The sequence below is a fragment of the Gluconobacter sp. Dm-74 genome (assembly GCF_018256135.1).
GTDB classification, from domain to species: Bacteria; Pseudomonadota; Alphaproteobacteria; order Acetobacterales; family Acetobacteraceae; genus Gluconobacter; species Gluconobacter cadivus.
In genome coordinates, this window is the sequence record NZ_JAERLX010000006.1 from 183,505 (window position 1) to 196,401 (window position 12,897).

Annotated in this window: 12 protein-coding genes and 1 other RNA gene; 11 read left to right on the plus strand and 2 right to left on the minus strand. The window is 61.5% G+C overall.

All coding sequences use genetic code 11. The features are described 5' to 3' along the window. The first annotated feature begins 154 nt into the window (after positions 1-154). The 8 genes from JK208_RS10565 to JK208_RS10600 all read left to right on the plus strand — a co-directional run bounded on the left by JK208_RS10565 (position 155) and on the right by JK208_RS10600 (position 7,823). Positions 155-1,201, plus strand: a complete 1,047-nt coding sequence (locus JK208_RS10565) for a D-alanyl-D-alanine carboxypeptidase family protein (RefSeq protein ID WP_211576118.1) — start codon at positions 155-157, stop codon at positions 1,199-1,201. Between the two features lie 91 nt (positions 1,202-1,292). Beyond that, a complete protein-coding gene (gene map / locus JK208_RS10570; RefSeq protein WP_099286242.1) occupies positions 1,293-2,093 on the plus strand; it encodes a type I methionyl aminopeptidase in 801 nt (266 codons plus the stop codon). Further along, the gene (gene ggt, locus JK208_RS10575) at positions 2,090-3,889 is read left to right on the plus strand and encodes a gamma-glutamyltransferase (RefSeq protein WP_211576119.1); all 1,800 of its coding nucleotides are present in this window, start codon (positions 2,090-2,092) and stop codon (positions 3,887-3,889) included. The genes map and ggt overlap by 4 nt, the downstream gene beginning before the upstream one ends. 74 nt (positions 3,890-3,963) lie before the next feature. Further along, positions 3,964-4,060: signal recognition particle sRNA small type (gene ffs, locus JK208_RS10580), an RNA gene on the plus strand. An 89-nt stretch (positions 4,061-4,149) separates the two neighbouring features. Then, positions 4,150-6,108 carry a DNA polymerase III subunit gamma/tau gene (locus tag JK208_RS10585; protein WP_211576120.1) on the plus strand — a complete coding sequence of 653 codons (1,959 nt, stop codon included), beginning with the start codon at positions 4,150-4,152 and terminating at the stop codon, positions 6,106-6,108. Positions 6,109-6,119: 11 nt separating this feature from the next. After that, entirely contained in the window at positions 6,120-6,443 is a 324-nt protein-coding gene (locus tag JK208_RS10590; protein WP_062031793.1) for a YbaB/EbfC family nucleoid-associated protein, read from the plus strand. 25 nt (positions 6,444-6,468) lie between these two features. After that, entirely contained in the window at positions 6,469-7,065 is a 597-nt protein-coding gene (gene recR / locus JK208_RS10595; protein WP_194261699.1) for a recombination mediator RecR, read from the plus strand. Between the two features lie 2 nt (positions 7,066-7,067). After that, the gene (locus JK208_RS10600; protein WP_211576121.1) at positions 7,068-7,823 is read left to right on the plus strand and encodes an SDR family oxidoreductase; all 756 of its coding nucleotides are present in this window, start codon (positions 7,068-7,070) and stop codon (positions 7,821-7,823) included. A gap of 3 nt (positions 7,824-7,826) precedes the next feature. Here the strand turns inward: JK208_RS10600 and JK208_RS10605 are convergent, their stop codons facing one another. Both JK208_RS10605 and JK208_RS10610 read right to left on the minus strand, forming a co-directional pair. Further along, entirely contained in the window at positions 7,827-8,330 is a 504-nt protein-coding gene (locus JK208_RS10605) for a hypothetical protein (RefSeq protein WP_211576122.1), read from the minus strand. 43 nt (positions 8,331-8,373) lie between these two features. Next, positions 8,374-8,700, minus strand: coding sequence for a TIGR02300 family protein (locus JK208_RS10610; protein ID WP_062031788.1), 327 nt, complete (start codon positions 8,698-8,700; stop codon positions 8,374-8,376). Between the two features lie 161 nt (positions 8,701-8,861). Between JK208_RS10610 and aroA the strand changes: the two genes are divergently transcribed. From aroA to rpsA, 3 genes are all read left to right on the plus strand, one after another. Beyond that, on the plus strand, positions 8,862-10,190 hold the full coding sequence (aroA, locus tag JK208_RS10615) for a 3-phosphoshikimate 1-carboxyvinyltransferase (protein ID WP_211576123.1): 1,329 nt from the start codon (positions 8,862-8,864) through the stop codon (positions 10,188-10,190). After that, positions 10,187-10,828 (plus strand): (d)CMP kinase, encoded by a 642-nt coding sequence (cmk, locus tag JK208_RS10620; protein WP_211576124.1) that lies wholly within the window; start codon positions 10,187-10,189, stop codon positions 10,826-10,828. Before aroA ends, cmk begins: the two co-directional genes overlap by 4 nt. A gap of 254 nt (positions 10,829-11,082) precedes the next feature. Then, a complete protein-coding gene (gene rpsA / locus JK208_RS10625; RefSeq protein WP_099286339.1) occupies positions 11,083-12,795 on the plus strand; it encodes a 30S ribosomal protein S1 in 1,713 nt (570 codons plus the stop codon). Positions 12,796-12,897 lie beyond the last annotated feature (102 nt).

Sequence of the window (12,897 nt, forward strand, 5' to 3'; positions counted from 1 at the left end):
TGCCTCCTTTCCGCCCTGCTTACGAAAAATTAAGGAAAGTCCTTCAAAGCTGGTGGACGGGAAGTTTTCAATGCGCCTAGACTGCCTGTAATACAGGTGGCTCAAAAGCCCAGATCTTTCCCGAGACGACGTTCCGTTCAGAGGCTGTCAGTAGATGCGTTTCCCGTTCCAGAAAGCTTTTCTGTTATGCGCCATGACAACCATGGGGCTGGGATCGGCGAAGGCGCAATATGCCGGACACGTCTCAAGCTATGTGATGGATGCCAAAACTGGTGCCGTTCTGTCTGCGACGGATGCTGAACTGCAACGCTATCCTGCGTCCCTGACAAAGCTCATGACGCTCTATCTGACATTCCGCGCTCTTGAGGCGCATCAGATTACGCTGGACGAGCAGGTTCCGGTGTCCATCCACGCCTCCATTCAGGCTCCGTCAAAGCTGGGTCTTGTGCCGGGAACGAAGCTGACGGTGGAGCAGGGCATTCTGGGGCTGGTCACGAAATCCGCCAATGATGCAGCCTGTGCTCTCGGTGAGTTCCTTGGCGGCGGAGACGAAGTGCGTTTCGCCCAGCTCATGACGCAGCAGGCGCGGGCGCTGGGGATGGTCAATACGACGTTCCGTAATGCTTCCGGTCTGCCTGACCCGGATCAGGTTACGACAGCTCATGATCTGGCCCTGCTGTCGCAGCATCTGATTGCGGATTTCCCGCAATATTATCACTATTTCAACGTCCCCTCCTTCTATTTCCATCGCCGTATGGTTCCGAACCATGATCCGATGCTGAAAATCTATGCGGGCGCTGATGGTCTCAAGACGGGCTATACCGATCTGGCAGGCCATAATCTCATCACCTCTGCCCAGCGCGGCAATGTGCGCCTGATCGGCGTGGTCATGGGGTCTTCCAGCAATGCACGTCGCTCCATGGAAATGGTGGCTCTGCTTGACAAGGGGTTTGCGGATGAAGGTGTCGCTCCCCAGCCACTGCTTCATCCGGCTGCACCCTCCGGTGTCCTGATGGCATCTGCCAGCCGCCGTGGTCGTTTCCATCGCGGTTTTCTGCTGGCGTCTTCGCGCCCCATGGAAGTTGCTGATGCGCCGGCGGCGCCGCGCCGTTATGGCCGGATTTCGCACCATGGGGCTGCTGTACGCATGGTCAGCGTGCGCCATGTCGTTGCTCACAAAAAGCACTCCCGGCACAGCTGATCCTGAAAATCTGACCTGCCTCCTTGCGATCCAGCCCGGACAGACGCATTTTGTTCGGGCTTTTTGAAGATTGAAGGATCGGGCAGCAGGTATGGATCATGCACGGGGTATCGTTCTCTACGATCAGGACGATTTCAAACATCTGCATCGTGTTGGCCGTCTGACGGCAGAGGCGCTGGACATGATCACGCCCCATGTGCAGCCCGGCGTGACCACGGAAGAGCTGAACCAGCTGATTCATGATTTCACGCTTGCCCATGGCGCGACCCCCGCTCCGCTGAACTATCGCGGTTATCCGAAATCCTGCTGTATTTCGATCAACCATGTCGTGTGTCACGGCATTCCGGGCCCGAAGAAGTTGTCCAACGGCGACATCGTGAATATTGACGTCACCTCCATTCTGGATGGCTGGTACGGCGACAGTTCACGCATGTATGTCGTGGGCAAGGCGCCGAAGAAGGCCGAAAATCTGGTCGATGTGACGTATGAGGCCCTGATGCGCGGGATTGCTCAGGTGCGTCCCGGCAAGACGCTTGGCGATATCGGTCATGCCATTCAGGAATATGCGGAAGCCAACCGTTTCTCCATCGTGCGGGATTTCTGCGGTCATGGCATCGGACGGGATTTCCATGCTGAGCCGAATGTCCTGCATTACGGCCGTCCGGGTGAGGGTGTGAAGCTTGTGGAGGGCATGGTTTTCACGATCGAACCCATGCTGAATATCGGCCGTCCGGACGTAAAAATTCTTGATGACGGCTGGACAGCCGTAACCCGTGACCGCACCCTGTCTGCCCAGTTCGAGCATCAGGTCGGCGTGACGGCTGATGGTTGCGAAATTTTCACCCTGTCCCCCAAAGGCTACACCAAGCCCCCTTATGGAGAGACCGCATGAGAGCGTTTTCGCTTCTTCTCGCCACGGCCCTGCTCAGTGGCACGACGCTCGCCAATGCGGCTCCGCAGGCGCTGAGTTCGGCGCATGATCCGCTAGCTTTCGGTCCGGATAATGTCAGCGCCGGTGTGCTGACATCAGGTCGTCATGGTATGGTGGTCTCGGCGCAGCATCTCGCGTCCGATGCCGGCGCAAAGATCCTTGCTCAGGGTGGCAATGCGGTCGATGCGGCCGTGGCCGTCGGATATGCTCTGGCTGTGGTCTATCCCGCAGCCGGCAATATTGGCGGCGGCGGGTTCATGACCCTGCGTCTGAAAACGGGCCAGACGGTCTTTATTGATTTCCGCGAACATGCTCCCGCCGCTTCGACGGCCACGATGTATCAGGACGCTGCGGGCAAGGTCATTCCGGGCCTGTCCACCGAAGGCTGGAAAGCTGTTGCGGTTCCAGGAACGGTCGCCGGACTGGATTCCATTCTGCAGAAATGGGGACACCTGCCGCGCGCCAAGGTGATGGCACCGGCGATTGCACTGGCCCGGGACGGCTTCGTTCTGAACCAGGGCGATGCGGACCTCTTGCACACCTCGACACGCTATTTCCAGCATGACCCCTATGCCCGCGCGTTCTACCTGCGCCCTGATGGTACGCCGCTTCAGGTGGGCGACCGTCTGGTCCAGAAGGATCTGGCGGACTCGCTGGAACTGATCGCGAAGGAGGGGCCGAAGGCGTTCTATGACGGTCCGATCGCGAAAGAGATCGTGCGCGCCAGCACCGAAGGCGGCGGGATTCTTCAGCTTTCCGATTTCCAGAACTATCATATCCGCCACCTTGACCCGATCCGCTGCACCTACCGGGGCTATACGATCGACACGGCTCCCCCGCCGAGCGGTGGTGGCGTTGCGCTGTGCGAAATCCTGAACATTCTCTCCGGCTATGACATGCACGCGCTCGGCCTGCACACGGCGCCAGCCGTACAGCGCGAAGTCGAGGCCATGCGTCATGCCTATTCCGACCGGCGCGATCTGGGCGATCCGGATTTCGTGCATAATCCCGTCGAACATCTGATCGATCCGGCTTACGCCTATCAGATCCGACAGGGCATCCCGACCGATCATGCTCTCGTGTCCAGCACGCTCAGGGCAGGGGAAGCGCTTCCCGCACCTGTCGCGCAGGCTGCTCCTGACACGCAGGAAAAGCATGAGACGACACAGTTTTCCGTGCTCGATCATGAGGGAACGGCTGTTTCGGCAACCTATACGCTCAATGGCTGGTTCGGCGCGGGTGTGATGGGTGGCCATACTGGCATCTGGATGAACGACGAGATGGATGATTTCTCGTCCAAACCGGGTGCGCCCAACATGTTCGGCATTGTCGGTTCGGAAGCCAATGCGATTGCGCCGGGCAAGACGCCGCTGTCTTCGATGTCGCCGTCCATCGTCTCGCGTGATGGCAAGGTCGTTATGGTGATCGGCAGCCCCGGTGGGTCGCGCATTCCGACGATTACGCTCTCCGCCATTCTCGGGGTAATCGATTACGGGCTGGATATCCGTCAGGCCATCGACCTGCCGCGAATCCATGAACAGTGGGAGCCTTCGGCTGTTGAGCTTGAGCAGGGCGCGCTGTCTGACGCAGCCATGCAGACTCTCAAGTCCGAAGGGTATGCCCTGTCGCCCCATCGCCCGTGGGGTGTGGCGGAAGGCATCCTTGCCGATCGTCCGAGCCTGAAGGCCCCGAAGACCGGCCTGATCTATGGTGCAGCCGACCCGCGGCACATGGGCGGTGCGGCTGTCGGCGAATAAGACGCGGGAATGAGGGCGCACTCTGATGATTGGGGGTTGTCAGACACCCCTGTCTCCGTGTTAGGAGAGCGCCGGGAGGTCGGCTTTGGACGGATACCTTGCCAACCCGGTCAGGTCCGGAAGGAAGCAGCCGCAGTGAGTTTTATCCGGGTTGAATGTCCGGCCTCCTACCTCACACAGTTACCGGACGCTCTTTTTTACGCAGCGTCCCGACCGTTTTCTAACGGTCCCATCCTCCGTGCTGAGGGTTCGACATTTCCATGACAGACGAAAACGACGATCTCCCCCTGCCGCCCGACACTGGTGGCGGTTTTTTCGGAGACGCACCAGCACAGGACATTCCTGCGCCCCCGGCTGCCGAGGCCGCGCCTTATCGCGTTCTGGCCCGCAAATACCGGCCGCAGACTTTCGATGACCTGATCGGGCAGGACTCGCTCGTTCGCATCCTGCGCCGCGCGTTCGAGCTCAAGCGTGTGGCCCATGCCTTCATGCTGACGGGTGTGCGCGGTGTGGGCAAGACAACGACTGCCCGCATCATTGCCCGCGCCTTGAACTGCATTGGCCCGGACGGCAACGGTGGCCCGACCGCCGATCCCTGCGGTGTCTGCGCCAACTGCACCGCCATTCTGGCGGACCGCCATCCCGACGTGCTGGAAATGGATGCCGCCTCCCGCACGGGCGTGGATGATGTGCGCGAAATCATTGAAGCCACGCGTTTTCGTCCGATGCAGGCGCGCATGAAGGTCTTCATCATCGATGAAGTCCACATGCTGTCGCGTAATGCCTTCAATGCGCTGCTCAAAACGCTTGAAGAGCCGCCGCCGCAGGTCACGTTCATTTTCGCCACGACCGAACTGCGCAAGGTTCCGGTCACGGTTCTGTCCCGCTGTCAGCGTTTCGATCTGCGCCGCGTTCCGCAGTCTCTGCTGGCCGGGCATTTCCATAATATCACGCTGAAGGAAGGGGCGACCCTTTCGGAAGACGCGCTGGCCCTGATCGCCCGTGCGGCGGATGGTTCCGTGCGTGACGGGCTCTCGCTGCTCGATCAGGCTATTGCGCAGGGGGCCAGTGATGCGGATGCCGTGGCCGACATGCTGGGTCTGGCGGATCGTGGTCTGGTTTTCGATCTGCTGGACGCGCTCATGGCGGGCAAGCCTGCCGATGCGCTGGATCTGACCGATCAGGCCTATGCCCGCGGTGCGGATCTGGGGGTGCTGCTGGCGGATCTGCTGGATCTGCTGCATCTGATTTCGCGTCTCAAGGCCATTCCGTCCTTGCGGGAAGGCCGGGATCTGCCGGAGGCCGAACGCACACGCGGCGGGGCTCTGGCCGACCGTCTGTCCAATGCGGTTCTGGGTCGCGCATGGCAGATCCTGCTGAAGGGGGTGCAGGAAATCGAGACGGCCCCGGATCGTCGTCAGGCGGCTGAGATGGTGCTGATCCGCCTGTGTCATGCCAGCCTGCTGCCGACGCCGGACCGGCTGATCCGCCAGTTGACGGAAGGGGGGCAGGATCTGTCCCTGCCAGCCGGGCCTTTCACGCCGCCAGGTGGGGCATCTGCAGCCACGCAGTCAGGGGCTGCAGTCAGCGGTATCGCCTCGACTAATGTCAGCGAAAGCTCAGGCGGTCCTGCGCCTCGGGCGCATGTGCGGCTGGTTGCGAATGGTGGAACGATTCTCGAGCCCGGTGTTGGTTATGCCGAAGCTGCTCCGGAGCCTGAACCCGAACCTGAACTTCTGCCGCCGCCCCGGACATGGCGCGAGATGGTGGCGATGGTGGCGCGGGAGCGCGAGCCCGTTCTTCACGGACTGCTCCGCAACGCTGTCCATCTTGTGCGTTTCTCGCCCCCCGACGTCCAGATTCGCGCCGAAGAGCCGCAGGCCCGTATCGAGCGTCAGCTTCAGAAACTGCTCGACCGTGTCTATCCCGGCCAGTGGCGTGTCAGTGCCTCGACCGCTTCGGGTGAGCCGACACTCGACGAGCAGGGCGCAGAGGTTGTGGCCATCAATCAGGCCTCGGTGGAGGAACATCCGCTGGTGCAGGCCATCCTGAAAGCTTTTCCCGGTGCGAAAATCGGGGAAGTTCAAGACCACTCCCTTGATGAATACGGCCTGCCGCCGGAAATCACGGTGCCGCTGACCGATGATGCTCCACCCGATCTGGAATTCGCGCCGTTGGATGCCGATTTCCTTGATGAAGACGATCTGAACCTGAACTGAAGGACATACCCATGAAAAACCTTGCCGGACTGATGAAGCAGGCCAGCCAGATGCAGGCCAAGATGGAAGCCGCCCAGAGCAATCTGGCGTCTCTCGTGGTCGATGGTTCCGCTGGCGCCGGACTGGTAACGGTCAAGCTGACAGGGAAGGGCGAAATGCGCGACCTGAAAATTGATCCGCAACTGGCCGATCCGACGGATATTGAAACGCTTCAGGACCTGATCGTGGCGGCCTATACGGACGCGAAAGCCAAGGCCGAGGCTGCAAGCTCCGAAGCCATGCGCGACGTGACGGGTGGTCTTGATCTTCCGGCAGGCCTGAAACTGCCGTTCTGATCCGGCTGGCGGGGATTTTACGCCCATGTTGGGCCACGGCGATATAGACCAACTGATTACGATGCTCGCGCGTCTGCCGGGGCTGGGGCCACGCTCGGCCCGTCGGGCCGCGCTGGCGCTTCTGCGTCAGCCGGAAAGCCGGATGCTACCGCTCGCCCATCTGATGGAGCGCGCAGCCACGAGCGTGAAGACCTGCACGCAATGCGGCAATCTCGATACAGTCGACCCGTGCCATATCTGCACGGACACCGCGCGGGATCAGGGGCTGATCTGCGTGGTCGAGACGGTGGGCGATCTCTGGGCGCTGGAACGTGCGGGCGTTCATCGCGGGGTCTATCAGGTTCTGGGCGGTACCCTGTCTGCACTGGCCGGGCTGGGGCCGGATGATCTGAACGTTCGCCCGCTGTTCGAGCGGATCGAGAAAGGCGGGGTGAGGGAAGTCATTCTTGCCCTGAGCGCCACCGTTGAGGGGGCGACCACCGCACACTGGCTTCAGGAGCGTCTGCTCCCCACAGGCATGAGTGTGACGCGTGTGGGCCACGGTGTGCCTATGGGCGGCGCGCTGGACGTGCTGGATGACGGCACGCTCGCTGCGGCGCTGACGGCCCGGCGGTCTTTGTGAGTATGGCGTCGTTTCAGATTTCTCCGCGTGTTCCCCGTGTGGCTCTTGTGACGGGCAGCGCCCGGCGCATTGGAGCGGCGCTGGTGGAAATGCTGGCCGGGCAGGGGTTTGCGGTCGCTATCCACTGTCGCGACAGTACCCGTGAGGCCGAAGAACTACTGGAGCGGATCGGCGGCAAAGGCTGTGTTCTAAAGGCCGATCTGTACCGTGAAGAGGAAGTCGAGGCACTTCTGCCCAGTGTAGAAGCCGTTTTGGGGCCCGTTGGCGTCCTCATCAACAACGCGTCCGCTTTCATTCGTGACGAGATGGGCAGCGTTACCCGCGAAAGCTGGGATCTGCACCTCGAAACCAATCTCCGTGCGCCGTTCGCCCTCTCACAGGCTATGGCACAGGCGCTTCCTGACGGAGCCGAGGGCCTGATTCTGAACATGCTGGATCAGCGCGTGTGGAACCTGACGCCGCATTTCGTCAGCTATACCCTGTCCCGCACAGGGCTTTGGACTCTGACGCAGACCATGGCGCTGGCACTTGCCCCCCGGGTCCGGGTGAACGCCATCGGGCCCGGTCCGGTTCTTCCCGCCGTACGACAGACGCAGGAGCATTTTGACAGCATGTGCGCCCGCACACCGCTGCAGCATGGCTCATCCCCCGAAGAGATCGCTCAGGCCGCACTGGCGCTGTTTGCACTGCCTTCAGTGACAGGGCAGATGCTGGCGCTGGATGGCGGGCAGCATCTGAACTGGTCTCCGGCCTCCTGAAGCTCAGGGGCGCAGGGCTGCGGGAAGATAATCTTCCACCACGAGGGAAATTGGCGCGTCATCCGTGCCCCGGCGCAGAAGCGCCCTGTTCTCCAGAACGATTCCGGAGGCTTCCCCCGGAAAACGTGTTTCCAGTCTTTCCCGTCGGAAAGCAGTCTGCTGCACGACGCGTCCGAACGGTGTGTCGGTCTGTTCCAGCAGTGTGTTCATGGCCGGGGACAGCCGTTCCGGTACATACCAGTTCCAGGCATCCGAGAGCACAGTCTCGCCGCAGAGCAGCCGGACATGCCGCGTGTTGACCTGATGCGTTTCCGTCACCTGCAATAGGCTCAGGATGTCTTCCGTTACGGGCCGGTCCACGCTCAGGCGCAGGACGCGGATCGGAGACGGGCAGCGGGACTGAAGAACCGCCGTTGCGCTGGGGCGGCTGTCGAGCCGGGCCCTGAATGCGCGAACGGCTGCGCTGTCCGGGGCGAAAACGCCTTCCGGATCAGAGCAGCCGTTCATCAGTGCCGCCAGAAGAGCGGCACAAAGGAGCTTTGCAACAACTTTAGTTGTCGTCGCGGTCGTCCTTGTCGTTCGGAACTTCGATGTCGTTGCTGAGATCGTCGTCATCGTCCAGATCGTCGTCCGGGGCGATCACATCGTCATCGTCCTCGTCATCGGCGACTTCCAGATCCACGTCGTCCTCATGCTCGTTGGCCTGAGGCTTCGGATCTTTTTCTTCCGGCAGCGGAACTTCGCTGCGCTTGAGACGGGAATCGTCCGGCTGGGTCGTGCCGCATTTCGGGCACACCGCCGGGACGCGGTTCAGGTCATAGAAGCGGGCGTTGCATTCAACGCATGTCCGTTTCAGACCGAGTTCGGGTTTTGCCATTGTGCGGGAACCTGTTGATGCCTCGAATAAGGAACGCGGCCATGCCAGCTTGTGCGCGTCCTGTCAAATCCCATCGCATGATTCCTGCCAGTTTTTGGGCGCATGACTGCACCTTCAAGATGCGATTGACAGGTATGGGGCACCCCAGCAAAAACATCTTCATGCAAGTCTCGCGCCCCCTGACCGTCTCCGTGTCCCTTAAGGGACTTTCTGGCCGCACCCGTGTTCCGGGTGACAAATCCATCAGCCACCGTTCGCTGATGCTCGCCGCCCTCGCCTCCGGTCGCACCCGTGTCACCGGCCTGCTCGAAGGCGAGGACGTGCTGCGGACCGCCGATGCCATGCGCGCACTTGGCGCGACCATCACGCGGGAGGGCACGGAGTGGACCATTGAAGGCCGTGGCGTGGGCGCTCTGACCGAGCCTGCGGACGTTCTGGATATGGGCAACTCCGGCACGGCGGCCCGCCTGCTGGCGGGGATTTTGTCGTCCCATGCGTTCAACAGCGTCATGACGGGCGATGCCTCGCTGCGGTCTCGGCCCATGCGCCGCGTGACTGCGCCTCTGGCGGTCAATGGTGCCGAGTTTCTGACGCGTGAAGGCGGTCGTCTGCCGATGGCCGTTCGTGGGACGGGAGAGGCGAAACCGATCGAATACCGCCTTCCGGTTGCGTCCGCGCAGGTCAAGTCCGCCATTCTGCTAGCGGGTCTAAACGCGCATGGCACCACGGTCGTGGAAGAGCCTGTCGCCACGCGCGATCATACGGAAAACATGCTCCGGCATTTCGGGGTTGAAGTGGATGTCTCGCGTCTTGATGCGGGTGGACGCCGAATCGCCCTGACGGGGCCGGTCGTCATGACCGCGCGGGATGTGACGGTTCCGGGAGACCCATCTTCGGCGGCTTTCCCGATCGTCGCGGCTCTGCTGGTGCCGGGGTCTGATATCTGGATCGAGGGCGTGGGTCTCAACCCGCTGCGGACAGGGCTGTTTACGACGCTGATCGAGATGGGGGCGTCCCTCTCCATCGAGAACGAGCGTGTGGAAGGTGGCGAGCCGGTTGGCGATCTGCATGTCCGTCACAGCCAGCTCAAAGGCGTGGACGTTCCGCCCGAGCGTGCGCCGTCCATGATCGATGAATACCCGGTCCTTGCCGTGGCCTGCGCCTTTGCAGAGGGTCCGTCCCGCCTGCGTGGGCTGGAAGAGCTGCGCGTGAAGGAAAGCGACCGTCTGGCCTCTACTGTCGCCCTGCTCAATGTGAACGGCGCCGAAACCGAGGTGATTGGAGACGACCTCATCGTGAAGGGGGCTGATGCCCCTCTCGGCGGCGGCACGGTCCAGACCCATATGGATCATCGCCTTGCCATGAGTGCCGTCGTGCTTGGTCTTGCAGCTGCAAAGCCTGTGAAGGTGGACGATACGGCTTTCATTGAAACCAGCTTTCCCGGCTTCGTGGAGTTGATGAACGCTCTTGGCGCAGGGCTGAAGGCGTGACGGCTCGTCCGCTCGTTATTGCTGTTGATGGGCCTGCTGCTGCCGGTAAGGGAACGCTCGCCAAGGCTCTGGCTGCGAAACTGGGCTTGCCCTATCTCGACACCGGACTGCTGTATCGCGCCGTTGCCCGCCGGATGGTGAATGCCGGACTGGACCCGGCTGGTGATGCTTCCGCTGAGGCGCAGGCTCTGCAACAGGCTGATCTGGCCCGGACGGACCTGCGTGTTCCTGAGATCGATCGTGGGGCGTCTGTGGTGGCGGCACAGCCTGCTGTTCGCGCTGCCTTGCTGGACCGTCAGCGCGTTTTTGCGTCCGAAACCGGTGCGGTCGTGGACGGGCGCGATATCGGGACTGTCGTTTTCCCGGATGCGGACGTGAAATTCTTCATCACGGCCTCTCCGCGTACCCGTGCCTTACGTCGACATCGTCAGGTGGCGGGCGAGACTCCGTTGGAAGGCTCTGCCCTTGAGGCGGCCGTGTCCGAGCTCGTGGCGCGGGACGCGCGTGACTCCTCGCGGGAAACGGCTCCGCTGGTTCAGGCCGCGGATGCCGTTCTGATCGAAACGGACGGGCTTTCTGCCGCAGAGGTTCTTGATAAAGCCTGCGAAATCGTGGCCCTGCGTCACACGCGGCGCTGAACCGACGCGATAACAGCCCAAAAACGGCTTTTTTTATTGACACCACGCCCCCGTAGGGTGTTGGTGCAGCGTATCGCCCGCCCCGAAGGGGAGGGGGATGGTCTGTCCCGCGTCTGGCGGGCAGGTCTTACAGCCAACAACCCGATCTGACCGTTTAGCGGCGGCGGGGAGACGTCCGGTCCATTACTGGGTCTGGCGCAGACGTGGACATCCGCTCCGGTCAAGGAACGGGCGTCCGGGAATATCGTATCTACATGGCTTCAGCCACTCAGAACACCTCGACCGATCGCGGTTTCGAGGATTTTGCAGCCCTTCTCGACGAGACCCTGGGTCGCGATACCGGCTTTGAAGGCTCGGTTGTCACGGGCCGTGTTGTCCGCCTGACCGATGAATTCGCCATCGTCGATGTCGGCCTCAAGAGCGAAGGCCGCGTTTCCCTTAAGGAATTCGGTCCGGCCGGCGTTGCCCCGGACGTGAAGCCGGGCGACGTTGTCGAGCTTTATGTCGAGCGTTACGAAGACCGTGACGGCTCCATCGTGCTGTCGCGCGAGAAGGCTCGTCGCGAAGAGGCATGGACTGCTCTGGAGCGTGCATTCGGCAACAACCAGCGCGTCAACGGCACGATCTACGGTCGCGTCAAGGGTGGCTTCACGGTTGATCTCGGTGGCGCCATGGCGTTCCTTCCGGGCAGCCAGGTCGACATCCGTCCGGTTCGTGACGTCGGACCCCTGATGGGTCATCCGCAGCCGTTCCAGATCCTCAAGATGGACCGCGCTCGTGGCAACATCGTTGTCTCGCGTCGTGCCGTTCTTGAAGAGACCCGTGCGGAACAGCGCTCCGAGCTGATCCAGGGCCTGAAGGAAGGCATGATCCTCGACGGCGTCGTCAAGAACATCACCGACTACGGTGCGTTCGTTGACCTCGGCGGCGTTGATGGCCTCCTGCATGTCACGGACATCGCCTGGAAGCGCATCAACCACCCGTCCGAAGCGCTGCAGATCGGTCAGCCGGTTCGCGTGCAGGTCATCCGCTTCAACTCCGATACGCAGCGTATCTCCCTGGGCATGAAGCAGCTTGAAGCTGACCCCTGGGAAAACGTCGCCATCAAGTATCCGGCTGGAGCACGCTTCACGGGCCGCGTCACGAACATCACCGATTACGGTGCATTCGTGGAGCTGGAGCCGGGCGTCGAAGGTCTGGTGCACGTTTCCGAAATGTCCTGGACGAAGAAGAACGTCCATCCGGGCAAGATCGTCGCCACTTCGCAGGAAGTCGACGTCATGGTTCTGGATGTGGACAGCTCCAAGCGTCGCATCTCCCTCGGCCTCAAGCAGGTTCAGCGCAACCCTTGGGAACAGTTCGAGGAAGAGCACAAGGTCGGTTCGATCATCGAAGGCGAGATCCGCAACATCACCGAGTTCGGTCTGTTCGTTGGTCTTTCCGCAGACATCGACGGCATGGTTCACATGTCCGATCTCTCTTGGGACGAAGCCGGCGAAGCAGCCATGGCGCATTACGAGAAGGGCCAGATCGTCAAGGCCAAGGTTCTCGATGTGGATCCCGAGAAAGAGCGTATCTCCCTGGGCATCAAGCAGCTTCAGGAAGATCCGGCAGCTGACACCCTGTCTCGCGTTCAGAAGGGTGCTGTCGTGACCTGCGTCGTGACCGCTGTTCAGAGCAACGGGATCGAAGTGAAGGTTGATGACGTCCTGCAGGGCTTCATCCGTCGCGCTGAACTGGCCCGTGACAAGGCCGAGCAGCGTCCGGAGCGTTTCGCAGTCGGTGAAAAGGTTGACGCCAAGGTCGTCTCCGTTGACCGCGCGTCGCGCAAGCTGGCTCTGACGATCCGCGGCCGTGAGGTCGAGGAAGACAAGGCTGCCATCAACGAGTACGGGTCTTCTGACTCCGGCGCGTCCCTGGGTGACATTCTGGGTGCCGCCATCCGCCGTCGTAACACGGACGCCTGAGCATCTGCACAGGCCACCGAAAGAGGTTTTTCTCTTTCGGTCGGAGAATAAAGGGTCGCTTCGGCGGCCCTTTTTTTTATTAAAAATTCCTTCTTTTGCGGT

What these genes read in the sequence shown, in the direction of transcription:
- JK208_RS10565 (WP_211576118.1), top strand. Translation starts at nt 155, where the DNA reads ATGCGTTTCCCGTTCCAGAAAGCTTTTCTGTTATGCGCCATGACAACC.
- map (WP_099286242.1), top strand. Translation starts at nt 1,293, where the DNA reads ATGGATCATGCACGGGGTATCGTTCTCTACGATCAGGACGATTTCAAA.
- ggt (WP_211576119.1), top strand. Translation starts at nt 2,090, where the DNA reads ATGAGAGCGTTTTCGCTTCTTCTCGCCACGGCCCTGCTCAGTGGCACG.
- JK208_RS10585 (WP_211576120.1), top strand. Translation starts at nt 4,150, where the DNA reads ATGACAGACGAAAACGACGATCTCCCCCTGCCGCCCGACACTGGTGGC.
- JK208_RS10590 (WP_062031793.1), top strand. Translation starts at nt 6,120, where the DNA reads ATGAAAAACCTTGCCGGACTGATGAAGCAGGCCAGCCAGATGCAGGCC.
- recR (WP_194261699.1), top strand. Translation starts at nt 6,469, where the DNA reads ATGTTGGGCCACGGCGATATAGACCAACTGATTACGATGCTCGCGCGT.
- JK208_RS10600 (WP_211576121.1), top strand. Translation starts at nt 7,068, where the DNA reads ATGGCGTCGTTTCAGATTTCTCCGCGTGTTCCCCGTGTGGCTCTTGTG.
- JK208_RS10605 (WP_211576122.1), bottom strand. Translation starts at nt 8,330, where the DNA reads ATGAACGGCTGCTCTGATCCGGAAGGCGTTTTCGCCCCGGACAGCGCA.
- JK208_RS10610 (WP_062031788.1), bottom strand. Translation starts at nt 8,700, where the DNA reads ATGGCAAAACCCGAACTCGGTCTGAAACGGACATGCGTTGAATGCAAC.
- aroA (WP_211576123.1), top strand. Translation starts at nt 8,862, where the DNA reads ATGCAAGTCTCGCGCCCCCTGACCGTCTCCGTGTCCCTTAAGGGACTT.
- rpsA (WP_099286339.1), top strand. Translation starts at nt 11,083, where the DNA reads ATGGCTTCAGCCACTCAGAACACCTCGACCGATCGCGGTTTCGAGGAT.